The sequence below is a fragment of the Negadavirga shengliensis genome (assembly GCF_042652345.1).
Lineage (GTDB): Bacteria > Bacteroidota > Bacteroidia > Cytophagales > Cyclobacteriaceae > Negadavirga > Negadavirga shengliensis.
The window spans coordinates 1-23874 of the sequence record NZ_JBHSJJ010000025.1 but is presented as its reverse complement, the minus strand read 5'-3'; the positions used below and the strand labels follow the sequence as shown (position 1 = coordinate 23874).

The following is a 23874-nucleotide window of genomic DNA, read 5'->3' as shown; positions in this document are numbered from 1 at the left end:
TATTTTTAATATTATTTTATGATTTACCGGTTTTTCAAAATTTTTTTTACACCGGAGAAAAAGGGAAAAACATGTGGAAAAGGTGTGATTTCTCCGTACAGGTGATTGTCCGAAAATGTACATTAACTGAAGGATTTGTTGATTATTTTTGTTCTGAGCCGTCTTTTCAATGGTTTTTTCTATTTACTTTGCATCAGGGAAGTTATTTAATCTTATGATTTTCAGGGGATATTTTTCTGTGCTGTTGTGGTTGATTGTGGTGGGTCCTGTTTTTTCACAAGGGATTGCACCCAAATATTCTAATGAATTTATGAATATCGGGATTGGTGCGCGCGCATTAGGTATGGGGGGTGCACAGGTAGCGGCTGTGAAAGACGTGACAGCAGCTTACTGGAATCCGGCAGCATTAATAGGTATAAGCCATGAATACGAGTTTTCCCTGATGCACGCTGAATACTTTGCAGGGATAGCTAAGTTTGACTATGGTGGATTTTCAACCAATATCCAGGAAGACAATCAAATAGCTGTTTCGATGATCAGATTTGGGGTGGATGATATACCGGACACCAGGTTTCTATATGACGCCAACGGGGCCTTGAATTACAACAACATACAGTTTTTCAATGCTGCCGATTATGCGTTGATAATTTCTTATGCCAGGGATGTCAGTGATCATTTGAAAATGGGAGCCAACACAAAGATCATTCACAGAAATGTGGGAAAGTTTGCCAAAGCCTGGGGATTTGGACTTGACTTTGGGGCCATTTATTTATTGGATGACTGGCGGTTTGGATTGATGGCCAGGGATGTGACCACCACCTTCAATGCGTGGTCGCATCAGGCAGAATTGGTGCGGGATATCTACGCCCAGACCAACAATGAAATCCCATTAAACAGTATTGAACTGACACTCCCCCGGGCGATTTTAAGCATAGCCAGGGATATTCAACTGACAGACGACATAGGAATCCAGGCTGTCGTGGACCTGGATTTTACTTTCGATGGCATGCGCAATACGATTCTGAGGACCGATTTGGTGAGTATGGACGCCAGAATGGGTTTTGAAGTGGGTTATAAAAATACGGCTTATTTTCGGGCAGGTGGAGGGAATTTTCAGCGGCTGAGAGATTTTGACGGTTCGTACTACAGCTCCTTCCAGCCTGGTTTTGGGCTGGGTTTCAGGGTCAGCGAAAAGGTTTTGATCGATTATGCCCTTACCGATATAGGGAGTGTTTCGGAGACACCCTATTCCCATGTTTTTAGCGTAAAGGTATCTTTAAATCCGCTAAAACACGATTTTCGATTAAATAAAGGTTGGGGCACTAACGAGGAAGTTTTATGAGAAAAATTTATTTTTTTCTTCTTTTTTGGATAATCCATCCTAACTCCTTATTGGCACAATTCAATAGTTGGGTCGATTATTCCAGGGATTATTATAAAGTATATACCGCGGCCGACGGCGTTTATCGACTAAGTCAAACATCCCTTTCGGCATCAGGTATTAATGTTGGGGAAATTGATCCCAGAGATATCCGGATGTACCATCGGGGAGAGGAGGTTTCTATTTTTGTTGCAGGAGAGGAAGACGGGGATTTTGGCCCCCAGGACTATGTGGAGTTTGTAGGGAAAAGAAACGACGGCAATTTGGACAGGGAACTGTATTTGGAACCGGATATTCTTCCTAATCCCCATTACAACACTTTTAGTGACTCCACGGCCTTCTTTTTAACCGTTACTCCAGGTATAAGGGGAAAAAGAATGCAAGTGGATGACATACCGGGAGGCGAGCTGGAAACAGTGTCCAGCTATAACAAAACGGTTTTGCAATATTACGCCGATCAGTATTCCCTGGGGAGGACATATTTTCCAAATGTACGGCTATCTGTTTATGATGAGGGGCAGGGTTGGACCTCTTCAATCATTACCAGAGGCAATCACCGTTTGTTCAACTTTAACGGTCTCGGCTCGGTTCAGGCCGGATCTGCGCCCAAAGTGGAAATAGGCATCATGGGAAGGTCAGCCTCATCACACCTGACCTCCTTGCAGGTGGGGGCGTCTCCCAATAACCTTAGAGAACTTGGAAGGTATGAGTTTGAAAATTTTGCGACAGAAAACGTTGTTGAGGAACTGTTGCCCAGCGATTTTAATGAAAATGGCGATCTTGTGATCAGGGTGACTTCTCTGGGAGTCGAGGGGGCAATTGACAATGTCTCTGTTAATTATATCCGGGTTGCTTTTGAAACACCCGTAAGCGGCGGGGATTTTGATAAAAGGGTCTTTGGATTTCCAGCGGGAGTACGGGCGCTTTCTATCAACGATATAAGCAGAAATTATGTGGCGTATGACATTACCGACATTCATCATCCGACAAAAAAGCAATTAAATTCAGATCAGGGAAACCTGGAGTTTAGGGTAGGGTTACCGGATAGGGATTCCGAGGTACTTGTTCAAAGGTCCGACAGGATCATCGAACCCCATGTTCTTCAAAAAGTCAGGTTTCGGAACCTGCTGGATCAAAAGGCGGATTATCTGATTATTACCCATCCCAGATTAAAAAAGCCGGCTGCAAACTATGGTGATCCGGTTACGGCATACGCGGCTTACCGGGCATCGCCTGCGGGCGGGAGTTATGACACCCTGACTGTCACGGTACATGAGCTCTATGATCAGTTTTCATTTGGGGAAAAAAGCCCTCTCGGCATCAGAAAGTTCCTGGAGGCCTATCATCCGAGGCATCAGCCTGATTACTTGCTTTTGGTAGGCCGGGCCTATGGCATCATCAACAGCAGAAGACAGGGCGGGGTTACTTATTTTTACAGAAACAATCCTGACCTTTTTAATTTTCAGGAACTCGTTCCCGCCTATGGGTATCCTTATTCTGACAACCAGTACAGCGTAGGTTTGGATCCCGGGGCTCCCTTGCATCAAAGCATCGCGATTGGGAGAATTCCTGCCAGGACTCCTGATGACGTGGGCCATTATTTAGACAAGGTCAAAGAGAAGGACGCCTTGGGGGTGCAGGAGGAATGGCAGAAAAACATCATGCACCTGAGCGGGGGACGATCGGCGTTTGAGCTGGAGCGTTTTTATAATTTCCTGAATGGTTTCAAAAATGTAGCCGAAGACATCTATTTGGGAGGAAATGTACATACGATACGAAAGCGGTCCAATGAATCGGTAGAATTGATCAATGTTTCGGAAGAAGTGAATGAAGGCGTGAGCCTGGTAACTTTTTTTGGGCATGCGGCGCCTTCTACTACGGATATTGATATCGGTTTTGCCAGTGTCAATGAAATGGGCTACCGAAACAAGGGAAAGTACCCTGTGCTTTTGCTGAACGGTTGTGATGCGGGAAACGCCTTTGGGGATGCCTACACCTTTGGAGAGGACTGGATAGTTACGCCTGATAGAGGCGCATCTATTTTTATGGCACATGCGGATATTGGGATCGACGTTTACCTCAGAAGATACAGCGAGTCCTTTTATGCCAAAGCTTTTGCGGATTCCACGCTGATTCATCAAAGTTTGGGAAAAATCAAAATCGAAGCGGAAAAGTTGCTGTACTCCCGGTATGGTGTCTCAGAAGTCAACCAATCCCATGCAAGCCAGATCATTATGTTAGGAGACCCTGCCATCAGGATGTTTCCCGCGGACAAGGCAGATTATGCGGTAAGGTCTGAGGATGTGGGGTTAAAAGGGTTTGGGGATGAGCCCTTAAACTCACTGCTGGATTCTATGGAATTGTCAGTGGTGGTCAAAAACCTCGGGATTGTCAGCCTCGATTCTGTGGATCTGCAAATTACCCGGCAGTTGCCCGATGGTACGGTCCTGCCTATAGAAACTGATTTGCTGGCCCCAGTATTTAGACAGGATACTGTTTTCGTTACGGTACCGAACACAGGTATTAATTCCTTTGGAGATAATACGTTTACCGTAGAGATCAATAAAGACAGAAGGACAGAAGAACTTAACTACGGAAACAATGCGGTTTCGGTCAGTATTTTTGTCCCTATGAGCGGGACCTTGAACCTAATGCCTTCCGAGTTTTCAATTGTAAATGACCGTATGGTGGAAATCATTGCCCAGATACCCGGCAGCAGTATAGAGGAAAGAAATGTCGTGATACAGTTGGATACAGTACCGGATTTTTCCAGTGCAGTCAGAAGGGAGACCAGAATCACGACGCGCAATGTGGCCAAATGGAAAGTAGATCTCTTTCAGCAGTTTTCCATGACAGACTCCATGACCTATTATTGGCGAACCCGGTTCCTGGAACCCAGGGAAGGGGAAAACAAAGAATGGAATCACAGCAGTTTTTCGTTCATCAGCGATGGACCCGAAGGATGGACACAAAGACGGTTGGGACAGTTCCAGGACAACCAACTGACCCACCTACAAGTCGATCTGATCAACCAAAAATGGACTTTTCAGGAAACCCAGTTGAATATCGATGTTTTTACTTTCGGGACGGAGACCGACGGGCTTACCGTGGAAAACACACAGATTATGCTCAACGGCGTATCGTATATTCTGGACACCTTTAACCGGTTTTGCCCCAACGGGTCCCTTGGATTAATGGCATTTCAGCACCAGACGCTCGATCCCTATTTACCGGTTCCCTTGGTCACCATCGACGTGTTGGATGAAAGAAGCTGTGGACGGGTTCCGCAGGTGATTCAAAGCATCCGCAATAACCGGATCACCAATGAAGGCCAAACCATGTTGCTGGACTTTGTGGACGGTGTGAAAGAGGGGGATTATGTGGTGATTTTTTCTGTGGGCAATGTGACTTTCTCAGACTGGCCGGATGAAGCATACCTGAAATTAAAGGAATTAGGAGCGAATGAAGCTACCCTTAGAAGCTTGCAAACAGGCGATCCATATATATTATTTGGAAGAAAAGGTATGGATCCCGGGGATGCAGTGGAGATTGTAGCGGATAAAAATGCTGATGAAGCGACCAATGCGCAGGTGCTGAGGTTTGAAACCCAAATTGATGGCTATTTTCCCCAAGGCAGGATATTGACTCCAAGAGTGGGGCCTGCAACGGATTGGATCAGTTTCTTCAGCCATGTGAAGGAAAATGATGTTTTTAATGCTGAGTATTCCCATTTTGATATCATTGGGGTCACCCCCGATGGGGGGGAGGTCCCCTTGGTTTCCGGTCTCCAGGAGGAGCAATTGAACCTGAATAATTTCAGCGCAGCGGATTATCCCTACCTGAGGTTGCGGTATGTTATGGATGACATGGAGGCTTCTTCCCCTTCTTTCCTGGACAAATGGCAGGTGAATTATAGCGGAGCGCCTGAGGGGGTGTTGCTTATGAAAACCAAGGATGAGTATATAGAGCTTTATGAAGGGGAGCAGGCTGAAGTGGAGTTTGAATTTTCCAATGTGTCCAAATATGATTTTACAGATTCTTTAACTGTAGAATATACGTTCAACAACCCAGGACTGAGAAGGCTGGAGCGTTCCCAAATAAAGATTCCGCCGGTAGAAGCCGGCCAGTCTGAAAGCTTTGCCGTCGTATTTGATTCGAAAGGAAAGGGCGGGAAAAATTCGTTGAATGTATTTGCCAATCCCAGACTTCACCTTGAACAGCGGTATAGAAACAATATTATTGATTTGTCAGACTACTTTATGGTTAACCGTGATGAGTTGAATCCAGTTTTGGATGTTCATTTTGACGGCGTCTACATTATGGATGGCGATATCGTTTCACCTACAGTGATGATTTCTGCCTTGGTAAAAGATGAAAACAGGTTGTCGTTAAAAAAAGATACCACCGGGATGGAGCTGATGCTGAAAAGGAACTGTGAGGGCTGTGATTTTGAAAGGGTGAATTTTAGCAGTCCAAAGGTGAAGTGGTTTGAAGCTACAGAAGACAGTGATTTTAAAATAGAGCTTCAGCCCGGCCCGCTGGAGGACGGCATGTACACCCTTAGGATCAATGCAAGTGACGCGGCGGGAAATATGGCGGGAGAAAAACCTTATGAAGTAAACTTTGAAGTGATCAATGAGAGCCAGATCACTAACTTTTATCCTTATCCCAATCCTTTTAGCAGCAGCGTGAGGTTTGTATTTACGGTTACGGGAGCAGAGGTACCGGATGAAGTCAAAATACAGATCATGACCGTCACCGGTAAAGTGGTCAGGGAAATATTTCAGGATGAACTGGGGGCCATCCGGATAGGGAATAATATCTCGGATTATGCCTGGGATGGTAAGGATGAATTTGGCGACCAGCTAGCCAACGGGGTTTACATTTACAGGGTGATGGTAAGAAAGAACGGGCAGTTCATGGAACACCGGGCAACTGCGGGAGACAAGGCATTTAAAAAGGGATACGGAAAAATGTACCTGTTGCGGTAGTCAGTCACTATAGATGAGGGTAACGTTGCCCAGGGGAACAAAATTAAGGCCTGCTTTGATGGCGAACGATTCCCAATAATCATCGGCTTTAAACAGCACCAATACCGCCTTGCCTTTGGAGAGCATTTCTTCGGAATTACGAAGGTTTCCGTCCCTCTGCTGTTCGTTTAAAAATCTTCTCTTTCCTTTAATAAAGAGGCTTTCGGGATTCACATGGTCCACCCGGGGGACAGCATCCTCGATCAGCAGTAATTCTGCTTTTTCAGGGAAGTCGGTGAGGATAGGTCTGTTTTGGTGGGTAATGCCTCTGAGTGCATGTGGCAAACCGGATTTGGCCAGGCCGCTGACCTCAAACAAGGAAGAAACCGAGGGCCTTTGCCAGAGGTGGAGGTGCCCCAGGAATGTGTGGCCAGATATCAGCACGCATGCGATAAACATGATCCTATCGTGTTTCTGTTTTGACCACCGGATCCATACAGCCCATCCCCCTGCCAACAAATAAGGAAACAGCGTCCTGTAGTTGATTTCTTCGTACAGCATCCATTGTTGAAAGCTTAGAAATAGAACAGCATATGTCAATGCCAGCAAAGCCAGTGAATGAGAATAATCCTGCCGGTTTCGGAGGGGCAGACGGGTAAAGGCGGCTCCGAGTAAAACAGTGCCCATAACAAATGCCAGTGAGGTGGGAATGCTTTCTGTGACAAGATCCGAAACAAAGTAACCCAGTGAAACCTTAAATAATGCGCTGATATTATTGAACAATATTTTAGCATGGTCCAGAGGTCTTCCCCCGTCTGCCAAACCTTCCCCGATATTTATTACCAGGATATTCTCTTGAAAAAAGTAAAAGTAAGCACCAAGGGATAATATTAGGCAAAAAGCAGGAATCCTCCATTTGATGTTTTGAGTAAAGAAATAGATCATGACCACCACAGGCAGCAGGAAAATGGCATTGATTTTTGCCCAGATCATGATTGAACCGATGATGCCCAACCACCAGAAATGACTGAGCCTGTCAGATTTCCATACCAACAACCCCACATAGAGCCAGGCCAACAATAGCAAATACATGATCCCGTCTGCATGGGCGTTTACCATTACCCGGAATGACCACCATGCCAGAAAGCTGATGGCCAAAGGAAAATACAACCTTAGGGGAGTTTCAGGTAGCAGGGTTTTCGACAGCCGAAAAATAATGAGCAGGCCACTGATAAAACCCATTGCCACCAACAAAGATGCAGCCTCGAAAACAGATAAGGAGAACAACCGGCTTATCAGATAAAGCAATGCCGGGTATAAGGGGCTGTAGTTTGCCAGCATGGAAGTTTCTGTGCCCGATGCAATCCTGAAATAATTAACGGTGTCCGGGCTGAAATAAGGACCATATTTGTAAAAACTGGTTATGGTGCAAGCCAGTAAAATTACAAACATAGCGGCAAAAAACAGCGCAAAACCGGATTTACGATGGTGTTTAAACAGGGACTTTCGAATAAACCTAAAAGATGAGGAGGTAGCCATTAGGTTATCCCATGGAGTTGTTTGATCCAGTTTACCGTCACCAAAAGCTGTCCTACGTGACGCTGGCTGTGTTCTGCCGCATGAAAAAGCAAGCCTAATTTTGTCGTGGGGATTTTAGCCCTGCCAATGAATCTTTCTTCAGTAAGGCTGGCCTCCGGTGAGGATTCAAGATAATGGATAGCGGCATGGATTTGTTTTTGAGCATGATTGATTAAATCTTTTAGGGCTACGGGATTCCCGTTTGCGTTTGCTTCTGCTTTGAGATATTCCAGTTGTTCCTCTGTAAGGGAATGGCCATCGGCATAGGTGAAAAGCCTGTCAATAACACCCGGAATATGGCGCAAATGAAAACCGACAGAAGCCATGTTGACAGGTTTTTTCCACAACAATTCGTCCGGAAACCCGGAAGTGTAGGTTTCGATGTCCTCGTTACTCTGCAGAAGGGCATGTGCAACGGGTTGTAAAATGGGGGAAACCTTTTCTATAGGCCCCCGTTGCCAGACTTCTCTTTTTGTCATAAGAGCGTTAATTTTTTACGGTCAAAATTTATGATGGTTGAAGTTAATAAAAACCCCTGTTCGTGGTAATAAAATAGGTAAAAATCGGGTTCAATTTTCGAAGATTACAAAAAGGCTTAGTTGTTATTTTTTGAATAAGTTGTAACCTACTATATTATACTTATCTTTACCGTTATTTTATAAACACCCGGTAATGGATGTTTTGTCACTTTTTGACCAGTTAGATGAAAAGGGAAGTCATTGGATTTGCGGCGGCTACAAAAATGATGTTGAATCATTTCTTAAAGTCTGTATGTTTAACCTTATGCATAGGGGCATCTTTCTTCTCTTTAAAAGCGCAGGATTATGGCGGTTCTACGGGTATTTTTACGGATTATGGAGGTTTTTGGGCGTCCGAGGCGGGGAATCATAATCCAATCTTGCCGGATAATACACATCATTTGCTGGGTTTTAGATGGAATGGTATAAATTATTCTACTGGGGTCAACGATGACAGGCTGGCTTTGGAAGGGGTTTCTTTTTCACCTCAGGTGTACCAGGCATTTCCAGTAAGGAATATTCAGGCGAAACCTTCCGGTACTTACATAGGATTAGGACAGATGTATGACGGAGTGGATAATGGTATATCAGTTCCACCTCCATTCAATGTGCCTCCGAATCTGGCATCATTTCTTACCTCTGGCATCCAGGGATTGAATTTTGGAACAGGCGTAGCAAACATTGCGGCTGGCAATCTTATTTTCGATTTTAGTGGGATCATTGATCCCGATCAGATCGGAGATGGAATACCTGATATTTTGGTCAGTCAATTTGCGGATCCCAGCAGTGTGCTGGATGAAATATATATGGCCGATGATGTAGGGAATTTGATCGGTAATTCTCTGGCCATTGATCACACACAAGTGGTGAGGGTGGGAAGCTGGTCAGCGGATTTTTATGAATTGAATGGAAACAGTGCGGCATTCATAAAAGGGAGCAGGGATTTAAGATTGTGGGTGGCTGATTTAAGTGCATTCGGTATTGATCAAAATAATTATGATCAGGTTCGGAGCATGAGGTACAGATTGAATGGTACGAGTGACCCTGCCTTTGCTGCCTATAAAGTAGGAGTGTTTGACATATTGGCAGCCAATAATGACCATGGGACCACTAATCAAGGTGAGCCTGTCGTCATAACAGTTTTATCGAACGATTTGCCTATTGAAATACTTGATTCCAATACGGTTAAAATTTTAACCGGCCCCAGTAATGGGACGGTTGTAATAGATCAAGCCACGGGTGAAATTCAGTACATTCCCAATGAAGAATTTTATGGATCAGATGAATTTACTTATGAAGTTTGTGATTCAAGTGAATTACAGTGTGATGAAGCGGTTGTATATATTGATGTAATCCAAGTTCCCCTGCCTGTTTCATGGCTCAGCTTTGGGGGGTATTATGAGAAAGATAAGGGGGTGGTGCTGGAGTGGGAAACCGCCCAGGAGAAAGATTGCGATCATTTTAATATCCTGACTTCAGCTAATGGCAAAGAGTGGAAAAGCTTGGGTATTGTAAGTGCCGGAGGAGATAGCAATGAGATTCAGAAGTATGCTTTTATAGATGAGTACCCGCAAAAAGGAAGGGTTTATTATCGAATTAAACAATCGGATCATGATGGGAGTTACGAATATTCAGATGTTATTTCAATTGTCACGGAGAAATACAGGAACACAAATATCAGTTTTAAACCCAACCCTGTTGGAGATAAGCTGATTCTCGAAGGGACGTCCCACGAACTGAGTGAGATAGGCATATACAGTATATCCGGACAGGATGTAAGCGGGGAGACCAGCATATTCCTTATCGCTGACGATAACCGGGAAATAGAAGTTAAAAAATTGCCAAAAGGAAAATATGTTCTGAAGACAAAATCGCAGAGGTTGGTGTTTTTGAAAGAATGACTGTTAATTTATAAAGTAAATTCCGCATATCTATCCATGTACGGGGGGTAAAAGTTTTTTGAATAACAGGTCTCCTGGGGAATTAATGTTTGATTTCGTGTTTTTATCCATTAAATTCCTGACGAATAAAAACAATTCTTTCATAGGGCAAAGAACAACTGTGTTATTTAAACCTGTCAATAAAATCTAAAATAATGATCAGTAGAAGAAAAATCCTTACCACCATGTCGCTCGCACCTGCCGCAATGATGGCTTCTCCCCTTACTGCAACAGCTTCGGTTTTGTCCCAAAAGAGAACCTCCCGGTTTCGTTACTGTTTGAACACAAGTACCATTAGGGGACAAAATCCAGGGATACTAAAATACATAGAAATTACCTCCAAAGCGGGATATGATGGCATTGAGCTATGGATAGAGGATATCAAGAAATTTATTGAGGAGGGAAACCCGGCCAGTGATTTGAAGAAAGCATTGGATGATCATGGCCTGAAGGCTGAGAATGCCATTGGCTTTGCTCCCTGGATGTCACCTGATGAGGAGAAAAGCCGGGCTGGATTTATCCAAATGAAGGAGGAGATGGAGATGCTGGCAGAGATAGGATGTAACCGTGTGGCAGCGCCTGCGATTGGTACCCAAGCTCCCCTGGATATGATGAAAGCAGGTGGACAGTATAGGAAATTGCTGGATTTGGGAAGAAGTACCGGTGTAATGCCTCAATTGGAGTTTTGGGGGGCATTTGCTCCGTTTCACCACTTGGGCCAGACTTTGATGGTGGCTGCGGTGGCCGATGATCCCGATGCCAGGATACTGGCGGATGTTTATCACTTATTCCGCGGCGGATCAGGGTATGGCGGGCTTAAACTGATCAACGGGTCCGCTATTGAGATTTTTCATATGAATGATTATGTGGCTACTATTCCACGGGAACAGCAAGAAGACAAGGACAGGGTTTATCCTGGGGATGGAGCAGCTCCGATGAACCAGATACTTACTGATCTGAAGAACATGGGAGGGGAGAAAGTGCTTTCTTTGGAACTGTTTAACAGAGATTATTGGGCACAGGACCCACTGGAAGTAGCAAAGACAGGATTAGATAAGATGAAAAGGCTGGCATCTGCTGTCTGATAGCGTCCGAACCCGGATATCAAAAGGAAAGGGGCTAATGGTACCCCTTTCCTTTCTTTGTGAAAAAAATGGTAGTTATTGCTTTTACTTCGACACTACAGTTTATTGAACTGTAACCGGCGGTGGTTTAGTTCCCGCCTCTTCTGGAATTGCTCCTGGCATTGGAAGAGGTGCTTGCCCTTTGGGTGCGGCTGGATGTCCCTGAAGAATTTCTCACCTGTGACCCGCTGTTGCTCACCCTTGGGCTTGACGGTGTCCTACTGGGTTGTGAAGCCACCCTGGATGAAGACCGTGCGGGTGCAGTCTGTTTTACCTGCCGCTGTGCCGGAGCAGATTGTCTGACCTGGCCTCGCTGAGGAGAAGGGGCGACCTGTCTTTGCTGGGGTGCTTGGGCCGGTTTTGCCTCTCTCTGAACAGGTGCCTGCTGCTTCACGTCTCTTTGGGCGGGTGCTGCCTGTCGCTGATTATTTTGAGGCGGCTGCACCTGTCTGGGTGTCTCACTTTGAGAACGGTTTTGGTTCCTGTTTTCCGGAGTAACCGTCCTTTGATTTTGCCTTTGGGGCTGTTCGGGACTTACCTGCCTGGTGTTGGGCGCAGCCGTCCTGTTAGCCTGATTATTCCTTGGGGAACTGACCGTGGCGTCATTATTCCTAGGGGTTCTCCTTTCATTGGAAGTTGAAGGAGCAGCGGCGACATTTGACCTGTTGTTCCTGAATTCGTTGGAAGTCATCACCCTGCTGGGCTTGGCATTGGCTTGCTCCCTGCTCTGGGATGAAACCTGCCTGATTTCCGGCCTGTACATTTGTACGGTGTTATTGTTTACGGCCGCCCTTCCCGGTCTGTTACTGTTGTTTACCTCATAGACAGGCACATTCCGTCTTGTAACCTTTTGGATTTCTGACCTGCTTGGTCCGGAGATGTAGGTCCTGTTGTTATACACATAGGTATTGTTGATCACAGTCGTTCGATTGTAAACCACGGTCACATTCCTGCTTGGAATATAATAGTTGTAGATATTCCTGCTTAACAATCTCCTTCTGGGTACAAAAACCCAACGGCTGTATACAGGAAAACTGACTGACGCGTAGAACTGGACCCTGGGAGGAAGCGGAGCCCATCCATAATATCCTCCACCTGTTCTCCAATCAACCCAGGCCGGTCCCCACTCATATCCCGGGATCCAGCCCCAGCCGTACAGGTCGCTATAAAACCATCTTCCATAATGGAATGGAGCCCAACCCCAGTCGTACATGGATACCCATGTATTTCCAAACCTGGACATTACCCAATAACCATTGGTCCTATATGGTTGAAATCCAGGCTCTACGTAAGGTACCCAAATGAAGCCATAGTGAGGATCATCTATCCAATCACCATAGGGCATCAATTCATCATAGAAAACCTGAAAAGATACTGCAAAATTATTAGATTTGGCCTCTGCTGTCTTTCCTGCCAAAAATGCCATCAAACCTAATAATAAAAATCCACTCAATATGAATTTTTGAAGCCGGTTATTTATTGACTTTTTCATGACGACTAAGGTTTGGTTCTTGATGGGGTATACGGGAGACTGTGTTATAAAGTTTTACGAGATTATCATTAATAGAATAAAAATCCTTAAAAAATGTTAAATGCAGTATTTTATTATATAAAAAACCTTTTTGTTCAGGGGTTATATCATGTTTTTCGTGATATGACACCGCATTTATCTTAATGGGTTTTGTATTATTCTAAGCTAGATTCAGCGTTTTCATCGTTGGTGTTCCAGATGTTTTCGCCGCTGTTGATGAACGTGTTCTACCGCTTTTTTGATATACTTTCTGTATCACTACCGCTTTCAAAATTTCAATGCTGTCATTAACTAAAATGGAAAAACCGCTGTCGTTAATTGAAATCCTGGAACAGCCCATTTGGTTGGGGTTCTTCATCCAATACAACCTCATCGTTTTTAAAGTTGATGATGTCCTCAAGATTCCCCGCCCTGCTGTAATATTTCCAGGGGCCCTCTTTTTTGCCGTTTTCCATGCCTCCTTCCGATGCCAACCGACCGTTGTCGTGGTAATATTTCCACTGTCCGTCAGGATGGCCTGACTTGTAGTTTCCTTCGGATTCTTTCTGGCCGTTGATATAATAAGTTATCCTGGTGCCATCCCCATCTTTCAATGTACCGGGGTCAAGGGTACTGGAACCGTCATAAGTATTGTATTCACTCACATTAATGAGTCTTCCATATTTCCAGAATTCCTCTTGTGTCAGTTGTTTGTTATCATAAAAAAGGCCCCAAGTGCCATCCTCTTGTCCCAAAAGATAACTGCCTACTGATTTGAGCTGTCCCCCGTCGTAGTAGTAGAACCACTGGCCATTTTCGAATCCTATTTGGTATTCGCCTTCGGCAACAAGTATTCCTATTTTGTTAAAATATTTCCAGAGGCCTGTTTTGAGGTCATTTCTGTAGGCTCCGATGGAATATAATCTTCCCTCTGGAAAGTAACTTTTCCAGATGCCGGTTTTGACGCCGTTTTCGTACTGTCCGCGTACAGAAGGGTTTCCGTTACTATGGTTTTCAATATATTCACCCACAGGGACACCTAATTCGTAGTCTACCCTTTTGGCCAATGATCTATTGGGAAAAAACTCTTCCCACCGCCCTACAGCAATATTGTTTTCATAATGTTCGACCCGCGCTGTTCTTTTGTTTTCATAATAATAGGTCCATTTCCCGGTTTTGTTTCCTGAGGGGTCATATTCTGTTTCGGCTTCGATGATGTTGGTGTCCGGGAAATATTTAATCCACTTGCCTGTTCTTCTTCCCCTTTCATACTGCCCCTCTTCTTCTAGCCTGCCACTTGGGCTGTATCTCTTGAATTCGCCGTGGGGTCTGTTTTCCTTGTAGTTGGTTTCAACCGCAAGTTCACCAAACGGCATGTATTCCTTATAAGGACCTTCTTTGATGTTGGCTACATAATTGATTTTTACGGCAGTCTCTCCATTTTCATAATAAGAAACCCACTCTCCCTCCTTTTTTCCGTCCTCATACCTGCCCTCTGTCTTTACCAGTTTCGGGTTGACATAGCTGGGTCTGCCATGTTTTCCAAAGTATTCTTTGTAGGGACCTACAAGCACACTGTCCTGATAAACCGCCTCTGTCAACAATGCGCCCTCCCTGTCAAACTCCTGATAGGCGCCATTGAGTTTGTTATTTTTATATTCCGCTACGATGTGCTTTTGATTGTTGGGATGGTATGAGATCCACTGACCGTCTTTCAGTCCATTTTGAAAGGTTCCCTGTTGAATCAAGGTGTTGGTTTTTGGGTTGGTAAACTTCCATAGTCCATCCATTTTGTTGTTCACCATGACACCGTTCCCCATTAAAGTGGAATCCTTGTTGTAGATGTTGACGGCTTGATTTTGGCCGGAAGCCTGGAAAGCCCACAGCGCTACTCCAAGGAGTGCAAAAATATATTTCATAAGTATGTTTAATCGGTTCATTTAGTCTTACGATAAGGCATCAAACTTGGTTCCAATTTACTTTTTATAGTTATAAAATTATATTCTTTTACCAAAAAGTTTAAAGTAGACTTGTTGGGGTATCTTCTTGACATAATGGAAAAATTTTACTAGATGAATTATTTCAGCCAGAATCTTTGATGAACAGCTGACAGATCGTACTAAGTTCTTCGTAAAGGGTTTCTTCCATCAGCGCGTACTCTGTTTCATACTCAATTTTCCTTATCAATTGGATATGGCGGAATTTTTGCTGATGGGCGGCAAGCATTGGCCCGTCTATAAAATCTGCCGTCTTGGCCTCATCAATCATACCTCCGTAATCCCATGGCGAAGCGGTGCAACCAAGCCGGTAATTTTTTTCTTTGAAATATCCAGGAAGGAGATGGGAGTCGACAAGGCAGGGATTTTCCTGTCCGAAGTAAATAATGACGAACATTCCGCGACCCCACCAGTGAAGCACACGTATGTTGAAACCGTTGTTTTTGTCAAAGTCTCTGACCAAGTCCAAAACTTGATAAGGACAATGGCGCAATTCATTCCCCTTGGTTATTTTTATTCCTTTGTATACCCTATGGACCCGTTCAAGATCCAATGATGACAGCCGGTTTCCCAGATGGGAAAACAACCTGATGAACGAGGATTTGATGCTATGTATCTTCTCAAAATAAGTGTGATCGAGGATTAATGGGAGTGCCTTAGATAATGTTACCATTGCTGTCAAACTTTTGGTTAAGTTTAAGAATAGGGATTACCAGCGTATCAAAGCGGACGCCCACGTGAACCCGCTCCCGAAAGCGGCAATGCAGACAAGGTCGTTTTTATTTATTTTTCCGGCTTCCCAGGCCTCACTCATGGCTATAGGAATGGTTGCAGCCGTGGTGTTGCCGTATCTCATGATGTTATTGAAAACCTTGCTTTCAGGAAGCCCCATTTTCTCCTGTATATATTGACTGATTCTCAGATTGGCCTGGTGGGGGATCAGCAAATCAATATCGGTGCTTTGGAGACTGTTGGCCGCAAGCGCTTCCCGTATCACCTCCTGGAATTTCACCACAGCATGCTTAAACACCGTGTTTCCGTTCATGGACAAGTTGAAGGAGCCGCTTTCAATGAGTTCAGGCGAAAGCCTGGTTTCCCGGCTGCTGCCAGGATCCCTAACATATAGTTCCTCCGCATAATCTCCGTCAGCATGGAGGTGGGTAGAAAGAACGCCCTCCCCCGCATTTTCGGATGGCTGCATGATCACTGCTCCGGCACCATCTGCAAAAATAACGGCACTGGACCTGCCGGCATCGCTTTTGTCCAGCGCTGAAGATTGTATTTCCGCTCCCACGACAAGGACGTTGCTATACATGCCGGTTTTGATGTATTGATCTGCTATGGAAAGTGCGTATATAAAACCTGAACATGCATTTCTGATATCCAACGCCCCTGTACCTTGTAATCCAAGCGCTCTCTGAAGCAAGACCCCGTTGCCCGGGATAAAGTAGTCGGGAGTGCTGGTGGCGAATATGATGAAATCTATGTCTTTTTTATCGATGCCAGCCCTTTTGATGGCCATTTCGGAGGCTGTTACAGACATGCTTGTTACCGTTTCTTTCCCCGGCGTAAACCATCTGCGCTCTTCGATCCCTGTCCGTTCCACTATCCATTCATGGCTGGTATTCATCATGGTGGAAAGTTCTTTATTGGTCACGACTCTTTCCGGAAGATAATGACCAATGCCTGTTATTTTGGAATTTCTCATTTCTTGATGGGAATATCAGGTTGTTTTCGAGAAGCAAATATGCTATTTATTCTTCGGAATTCCATTTTGGCACCACATATGCATATCCATCGGTGCTTCCGCGTCTACGTCACCTCATTTTACTGTACCGTGCAAGAAGCAATCATATTGATTTTCCTAGATGCCTTGATCAAGATAACTAAGAATATAACAGGTTGTCCTGTTTTTTTAGTGTCTTGTATTTAAAAAAATGATGATGGTATGCAAAAGGCAAAATGTTCTTTTAATACTTCCGTTGTGGTCCTTAAAAAATCCGCATATAGGCTTTGATTGTAAAATATTATGTTGTTTATTATTAAAGATAAATGTTTGTCCAAAATTGTATTTTGATATATGTGAATTACAAAAAATAATCATCTAAAAAATAAAATGCAAAAAAGTAAAAATTAACTGCCTTTTTCGAGGTAAATCCTGATAAAGAGAATGCAATAACCACCAAATCTTTAATCAATGAAAACAGTCTTTACATTTATTTCCAAATATGGGAGGGTAAACTTGCTTATTATATTTTCCCTGGCTTATTCGGTATTTTATAATAACATTTACGCTATTGAAACACTAAATAATGTGTTTTACAAAAAACAAGATCTTTTACAGGACAAAATCCCTTCCAATAAGTTGGGAAAACAGCTTTGGTCTGCCAATCATACAGACGGCACCCAGAACGAATGGTATGTCAACGGTGGCGGTGGGGAATTTAATAGCGAATCCGGTAACAGCGTTGTCAGTACTGATGTGGCAAAGACGGGCAAATATTCGTTAAAAATGTCCATAAATACCACAAATGGTAGCGGTCATGCCACAAGAAATTACAGGTGGGGGGAAATATCCAAAAACGAGGATCTGATTTTCACACAGTATTTTTATTTTCCAAACAGGATCGATTTCGATAGAAACAATGATTGGTTCAACCTTATCCAGACCAAGGGGGTGAAGTTTGCGCCCGGTGGAGCCGGAACAGGTCCTGATCAAATCAATCTGCCTCATTTCGTATTGGGTATAGAAGTAAGGGGTGGAACAGGTAGCGGCGGCGCCAATTACCTGAGTTTGGCGGACCTGCAAAAATTTTGGGGAGGCGCGCCAAATGTCACCTGGAGAGCCCCGGCAGGCGTAGATCTTCCAGTAAGAAAATGGGTGAAAATCCAGATGAGGATTATTCAGGACAGAGGGGATAAAGGCAGGGTGCTGGTTTGGCAGGATGATGTTTTGATCATTGATACCCAGTTCAGAAATACGTTAAGGCCCGAAGTTGATACCAACATGTTCAGCATTAACGCCTATGCTGATAAAACTTACCCCAATATTACTTCGATATATGTAGACGACTTATCCATAAATTTACCGGCTGATCCAGAGGAAGAACAGGTGGCTGCCAATCCTCCGTATGTGAATATATCGTCTCCCCAAAATGAAACCAAAATCACCTACGGGGAGGGGATAGAAATCAGGGCTGAGGCGAAAGCCGACGGCGACAACACCATAACCAAGGTTGATTTTTATAGGGGAGACAATTTCCTCGGATCGTCCTCTCAGGCACCTTTTTTGTATAAATGGTCTAATCCCGGGGAAGGAACACATAAACTCAAAGCTGTTGCGAGGGATAATAAAGGTCTGATGGGCACCTCGGAAGAAGTCCTCCTCGTGGTAGAACCGGAAAAGCCACCTTTGGCCAATGTTCCTGAAGCGGATGGCTCCCTTGGTGATCCCGAAACCCGGTCAGGAATCAGCCTGAACCTGGGCAGTAGTTCAGAGGTCAGGTGGAACTCGAATATTTTTACCGGGGAATCGGGGCAGGAATATTACAAAAGCACAACTTATACCTATTCGGAAAGTAGTGCAAGTGAGGAGCCGCTGTTTCAGACCGAACGAAACGCTCCTGACTTAAGAATAGAAATACCTGTACAAAATGGGATGTACACTGTCAAAACCTATCATAATGAATTATGGTTTGGAAAAAAGGGACCGCCTGCAATTAAGGGTCGACGGGTGTTCGATATAAGGATAGAAGGGGATTTGGTAAAAGAAAGGTTGGATTTATTCACCGAAAGCAACAATAAGCCGGTGGAATTGGCTTTTGAAAATATTGAGGTGAATGACGGAAAGCTTAATATCAACATGCAGGCATGGTCCAACAGGGCAACTATTTCGGGTTTGTCAATCATTCCACACACTCCCGGTGCCCAGGATGGGGCAGCCGGTCCGGGAGAATTGTTTGAGCTGTATATCAATACAGGAACAGAAAATAAAGACACCTATGACGCCAAACTCTTCCAGGGTGAAATCGGAACCTATGAATATTTCACCTCATCCTCTACACACACGTACCCGAAGGCCAGCAATCAGCGCATGTTTCAGTCAGAACGTCATGCTCCCAACCTAGGTTATGCCATCACCGTGCCCAATGGCACTTACCTTATAAAGACCTATCACAATGAATTATGGTTCGGGCATCAAGGGCCTAAGGCCCAGAGGGGTAGAAGAGTTTTTGATATCGTAATTGAGGGTAAAACGGTCAAGAAAAATTTTGACCTGTTTGTAGAAAGTAACAATAAAGAAATTGAATTGGCGTTTGACGAAATTGTGGTGAAGGACGGCCTTCTGAATTTGGATATGATGGCTTCGGCCAATAGGGCTTCTATTTCAGGAATAGCCATTATCCAAAAGTCAGACATGGGTGGAACAAACTTGAAAATGGCCGAAGGGGATTCCTCCGGGGAACCACAGGGTGAAGCATATGGCTCCGGGGATGCCGGCGGGAACGTTCAGGTTTTGCTTTATCCCAATCCGGCGAGCGACCGGGTCTATTTGGATCTGAGCGGCGGTTACCAATCTTTTCTACTGCATGATAGCCAGGGAAATCTCATTAACCACTTTTATCCTGATTTTCTTCAAAAAGGGGAAAAAGGTTATATACTTCCACTTGACGGACTTAAAAAAGGGGTTTATCTTATCAGTTTGTTGGGCGCCGGCCAGGATGTGAAGCGGCTTCGTTTACTCGTACATCCTTAGATTGGTCTGTCCGGTTAATATATAAAGTGTGATTCTCTGTTTTGCTAATATCGGGTAATCGGTCTTTGGTATCCGGCAAAGCTTTCTTTGAATTTTTTGATGATTCCGATAAGGCGGAAAAACTGCACATCCTTATGTAGGCAAATTGATGGATTTGAATACAGGGTTGTGCAGTTTTTATAGTTTAACGCCAAAAGGATGTCATTTTTTTAAAGATTTCAGTGCGGCCAGGCTGAAATTTTTGGCCAAATGGTGTCTCATTATGAAGGACGACATAAAAAAACTATATTTTAACACTATTAATTGTTAATTTATAAAATTATAATATTAGAAACATAATGAAAAGAATATCTATATTTTTAGTTTTTGATTTTGTATTTGTTTATATAGTTTTTCAAATACGTGTTAATATAAAATTGTGCCAGTAAACCTTATTTAATATTTTGCACTATGTTTTATGTATTTCAAAATATTATTTTTGCTTTTCCTTGCATTAAATAATTAATTAACCTATTTTTAATACTCGGTTAATATTGTGGGCAACTGTCTTTTCCTTGTGCAAAGGTCAAGCGAGTTGGGGAACATAAAATTTGTTTTGATTTCATTTTTCAAACCCTGATCATTATGAATTATTCTAACAGTAAAAATACCTCTAACTTATATTTGGTTAGTAACACCCTGATTTTGATTGTGACTTTATGGTTATCTATTTACCTCAGTCGTACGCAGGGATTGAACGGCCCCGATTGGGAGTTGTTTTTTGGGTTAATCGGTCTTTGGGCATTGATTGTGTTTTGGAGAAGACGGGATTATTTCCCCTCCCGCGAAGATTTTAAAATAAGACAGGTTAATTTTTTAAAATCTTCTTCGATACTGATTCTGGTGTGTATTATCATTTATATCATCTTCAGTTTCCCCGCACATTACAGAAATGTATTATTGGCATTTTCATTTGGTTTTCCGTTGGCCGGTATGTTTACCAACTTAATCATTATCAGTCTTATAAGCAGGTTTAAAAAAAGCCGGATCACCGAGAGACCTGTTATGCTGGCTGGAGGAAACGGTTCTTTGACGAGGATAAGTGATTTTTACAGGAACACTTCTGGATATAACGTCAAGGGATTTGTGAGGTATAGCGAAAAACATGAAGGGTTGGACAATGGCGATGCCGCGATGGACCTGGAGAAAATGAAGGATTTTCTTCATGATAATGATGTTGACGAGATCATTGTGGCGGTGGATATCAAAAAAGCTAGAAAATTACAGCGTATCCTGGACATCGCGGATTATTATGGAAAGAGGGTGAAGTTCGTGCCCAATTATGAGCGGGTAGTTGGGGAACCTTACAAAGCTGAAAGGTTTGGGGATTTCACAATGGTTAATACCCGGCATTTTCCGTTGGACAACCGAAAGTCTTTTTTAATAAAGGACTGGTTTGATTGGTTTTTTTCGGGATTTATGCTTGCAATACTATCTCCTTTGTTTCTCGTTATTGCCTGTTTGATAAAGCTAGAGTCCAACCGGCCGGTTTTTTATTGTCCGATAAGGATAGGAAGGGGGGGGAAGCCATTTCGCCTGTATAAATTCTGTACGATGAACGACAGTGATCCCGTCAGGGGAGGCGTTATGTCTACCTCCGAGGAGGATCCACGAATTACCAAACTGGGTAAATTCTTACGAAGAACAAGTATAGACGAGTTGCCGCAGTTTATCAATGTTTTCTTTGGCGACATGAGCGTGGTGGGGCCCAGGCCTCATAGAATTTATTTGGATCAGCAGTTTCAGCAAAGCCAAAGCAAGTACATGCTAAGACATTATTTTAAACCAGGAATCACCGGTTGGGCGCAGGTAAACGGCTGGAGAGGACCCACCGAAACGGATGAGCAGAAGCGTCAGAGAACGCTCCATGATTTGTGGTATTTAAAGAATTGGTCATTATATCTCGATTTAAAAATCATATACCTTACAATATTCGGAAAAAAGACACACACGAAGGTTTTTTAAACGCTTCAACAAAGAGAATATCGGTTAATGATTCAATGGACTTATCCGTTGAAATGTGGTATGTAAGCGGTGGGTTGAACCTAACAGCCTAATAGATTTCACTTGAAAAACAGGAATGGAGTGGATAGGGCAATGAGGCCAGATGCCTGTAACAACTCACTATTAAAATTTCAGTATGCATCCATTATTACAGAAAGTTCTCCGCAATAGGATCATTTTGCTTATTGCTTTCTTGGTGATCTCTTTTAAAACACAGGCGCCTGCTCAGGAAGGGTTTCAGACCGTTACCCCCCTTAACCCGGTGGCCATCGATGCAGGCGCAGGAACTGCGGATAAGCCCCAATCCAAGGTTTTTCAATATGATGATAAGTTTTGGGCAGTTCTTGCCAACTCCACCGGAACGCAACTGTATCGCTTAGATGGGCTTTCATGGACCCATATTCGGCAGTTGACCACAAGGAGGGGGCGTGCCGACGTCAAGGTGGCAAATGGCGTGGTCCACGTTTTCGTCTTTCAGAACAACGTTTCTCAACTGATTTCACTGCAATACGTCGCAAGTAATGCTACCTTTGTGCCATGGTCAAATAGGACAACGATCGTCAATTTCCAGTTTAACAATCAAGTTGGTTTTGCGACCATAGATATGGATGGGCACAATCGGATGTGGGTCGCTTATGTGCGAAACACCGAGGTACAGGTTCAATGGAGCGACACACCGTATAGCAACTGGAGTGCTCCCATTACCATAGAAAACGGTGTCCGTTCAGATGATGGGGCTGCCGTTATTGCCATGCCTGGAAAAATCGGGGTTTTCTGGTCCAATCAGGTCACCCAGCGATTCGGCTTTAAAACACACCTGGATGGTACTTCTCCTACAAATTGGACCCAAACCGAGCAACCTGCCTCCCAGTCCGCATTGAATGTTGGCGGGGGCATGGCAGATGACCATATGAACATGGCCGTTGCCGGTGACGGGACATTGTATTGTGCGGTGAAAACCAGCTACAATAATGTCAACCATCCTTTAATCGCTTTGTTGGTAAGAAGACCGTCGGGAGTGTGGGATGATTTATACCAGGTGTCCAATACAGGAACCACGCCAATGGCCATACTGAATGATGCGCAGAACAAATTAAAGGTAGTGTACGCTTCACAAACCTATGATGCCGAGATATTGTATAAAGAGACCGCTACGCCAAATATCTCATTTGGTCCGGTTCATACCTTGATAGGTGGGTCCGACAGTTATAGAAACCCGACAAGCATGAAAGCGAATTACCAAACCCAGACGGTAATTTTGGCTACCCATAGATTGGACGGTGTTGCTGCCGGAGTTTTGGCCACCGATGGTGGGCAGGTAATCCCGCCTTCCGCACCGACTCTTGTGTCGCCGTCAAACAACGCCACGGGTGTTGTCCTTCCGCCGACCCTCAGCTGGAACGCGGTGACGGGAGCCACCTCTTACCACCTGCAGGTCTCTTCCAACTCCGATTTCAGCAATCCGGTCTACAATACGGATGGCCTGACAGGGACGAGCGCGGAGGTACCGGGTCTGTCATATGCAACGCAGTATCACTGGCGCGTCCGGGCGGCCAACAGTGCGGGGGCGGGAGACTGGTCGGCAAGGGCATTCACCACAGAAACCGAACCGGTGACCGTTCCCCCTACGCCTTCTCTTGTGTCGCCCTCGAACAACGCTACGGACGTTGTCCTTCCGCCGACCCTCAGTTGGGATGCGGTGACGGGAGCCACCTCTTACCACCTGCAGGTCTCTTCCAACTCCGATTTCAGCAATCCGGTCTACAATACGGATGGCCTGACAGGGACGAGCGCGGAGGTACCGGGTCTGTCATATGCAACGCAGTATCACTGGCGCGTCCGGGCGGCCAACAGTACGGGGGCGGGTGACTGGTCGGCAGCAAGGGCATTCACCACGGAAACCGAACCGGTGACCGTTCCCCCCGCGCCGTCTCTTGTGTCGCCCTCGAACAACGCTACGGGCGTTGTCCTTCCGCCGACCCTCAGTTGGAATGCGGTGACGGGAGCCACCTCTTACCACCTGCAGGTATCTGCCAACTCCGATTTCAGCGGTTCGG

The 23874-nt window shown here is 44.5% G+C and carries 13 protein-coding genes; 7 read left to right on the top strand and 6 right to left on the bottom strand.

What is annotated here, in order from left to right:
- Positions 1 to 214 precede the first annotated feature (214 nt).
- Positions 215 to 1342: a putative type IX sorting system protein PorV2 gene (locus ACFPFU_RS24790; protein ID WP_377069294.1), complete on the top strand. Its 1128-nt coding sequence runs from the start codon at positions 215 to 217 to the stop codon at positions 1340 to 1342.
- A complete protein-coding gene (porU2, locus tag ACFPFU_RS24785; protein WP_377069292.1) occupies positions 1339 to 6372 on the top strand; it encodes a putative type IX secretion system sortase PorU2 in 5034 nt (1677 codons plus the stop codon). Before ACFPFU_RS24790 ends, porU2 begins: the two co-directional genes overlap by 4 nt.
- On the opposite strand, the gene ACFPFU_RS24780 is transcribed toward porU2, so the two are convergent.
- Together ACFPFU_RS24780 and ACFPFU_RS24775 are read right to left on the bottom strand one after the other, a co-directional pair.
- Entirely contained in the window at positions 6373 to 7890 is a 1518-nt protein-coding gene (locus ACFPFU_RS24780) for a hypothetical protein (RefSeq protein WP_377069290.1), read from the bottom strand.
- Positions 7890 to 8408: a DinB family protein gene (locus tag ACFPFU_RS24775; RefSeq protein WP_377069288.1), complete on the bottom strand. Its 519-nt coding sequence runs from the start codon at positions 8406 to 8408 to the stop codon at positions 7890 to 7892. The genes ACFPFU_RS24780 and ACFPFU_RS24775 overlap by 1 nt, the downstream gene beginning before the upstream one ends.
- Positions 8409 to 8632: 224 nt before the next feature.
- Between ACFPFU_RS24775 and ACFPFU_RS24770 the strand changes: the two genes are divergently transcribed.
- Complete coding sequence (locus ACFPFU_RS24770; RefSeq protein ID WP_377069286.1) at positions 8633 to 10348, top strand: Ig-like domain-containing protein; 1716 nt, start codon at positions 8633 to 8635, stop codon at positions 10346 to 10348.
- Between the two features lie 194 nt (positions 10349 to 10542).
- On the top strand, positions 10543 to 11472 hold the full coding sequence (locus ACFPFU_RS24765) for a sugar phosphate isomerase/epimerase family protein (protein ID WP_377069284.1): 930 nt from the start codon (positions 10543 to 10545) through the stop codon (positions 11470 to 11472).
- 127 nt (positions 11473 to 11599) lie between these two features.
- Here the strand turns inward: ACFPFU_RS24765 and ACFPFU_RS24760 are convergent, their stop codons facing one another.
- From ACFPFU_RS24760 to ACFPFU_RS24745, 4 genes are all read right to left on the bottom strand, one after another.
- On the bottom strand, positions 11600 to 13003 hold the full coding sequence (locus ACFPFU_RS24760) for a DUF6600 domain-containing protein (RefSeq protein ID WP_377069282.1): 1404 nt from the start codon (positions 13001 to 13003) through the stop codon (positions 11600 to 11602).
- A 353-nt stretch (positions 13004 to 13356) separates the two neighbouring features.
- Positions 13357 to 14940, bottom strand: a complete 1584-nt coding sequence (locus tag ACFPFU_RS24755; RefSeq protein WP_377069280.1) for a toxin-antitoxin system YwqK family antitoxin — start codon at positions 14938 to 14940, stop codon at positions 13357 to 13359.
- Between the two features lie 163 nt (positions 14941 to 15103).
- Positions 15104 to 15691, bottom strand: coding sequence for a hypothetical protein (locus ACFPFU_RS24750; protein ID WP_377069278.1), 588 nt, complete (start codon positions 15689 to 15691; stop codon positions 15104 to 15106).
- A 36-nt stretch (positions 15692 to 15727) separates the two neighbouring features.
- A complete protein-coding gene (locus ACFPFU_RS24745; protein WP_377069276.1) occupies positions 15728 to 16726 on the bottom strand; it encodes a 3-oxoacyl-ACP synthase III family protein in 999 nt (332 codons plus the stop codon).
- A 489-nt stretch (positions 16727 to 17215) separates the two neighbouring features.
- On the opposite strand from ACFPFU_RS24745, the gene ACFPFU_RS24740 reads away from it, so the two are divergent.
- The 3 genes from ACFPFU_RS24740 to ACFPFU_RS24730 form a co-directional block, all read left to right on the top strand.
- Entirely contained in the window at positions 17216 to 19774 is a 2559-nt protein-coding gene (locus ACFPFU_RS24740; RefSeq protein WP_377069274.1) for a malectin domain-containing carbohydrate-binding protein, read from the top strand.
- 624 nt (positions 19775 to 20398) lie between these two features.
- The gene (locus ACFPFU_RS24735) at positions 20399 to 21778 is read left to right on the top strand and encodes an exopolysaccharide biosynthesis polyprenyl glycosylphosphotransferase (protein WP_377069272.1); all 1380 of its coding nucleotides are present in this window, start codon (positions 20399 to 20401) and stop codon (positions 21776 to 21778) included.
- Between the two features lie 175 nt (positions 21779 to 21953).
- On the top strand, positions 21954 to 23874 hold a 1921-nt coding region (locus ACFPFU_RS24730; protein ID WP_377069270.1), incomplete at its 3' end, for a fibronectin type III domain-containing protein.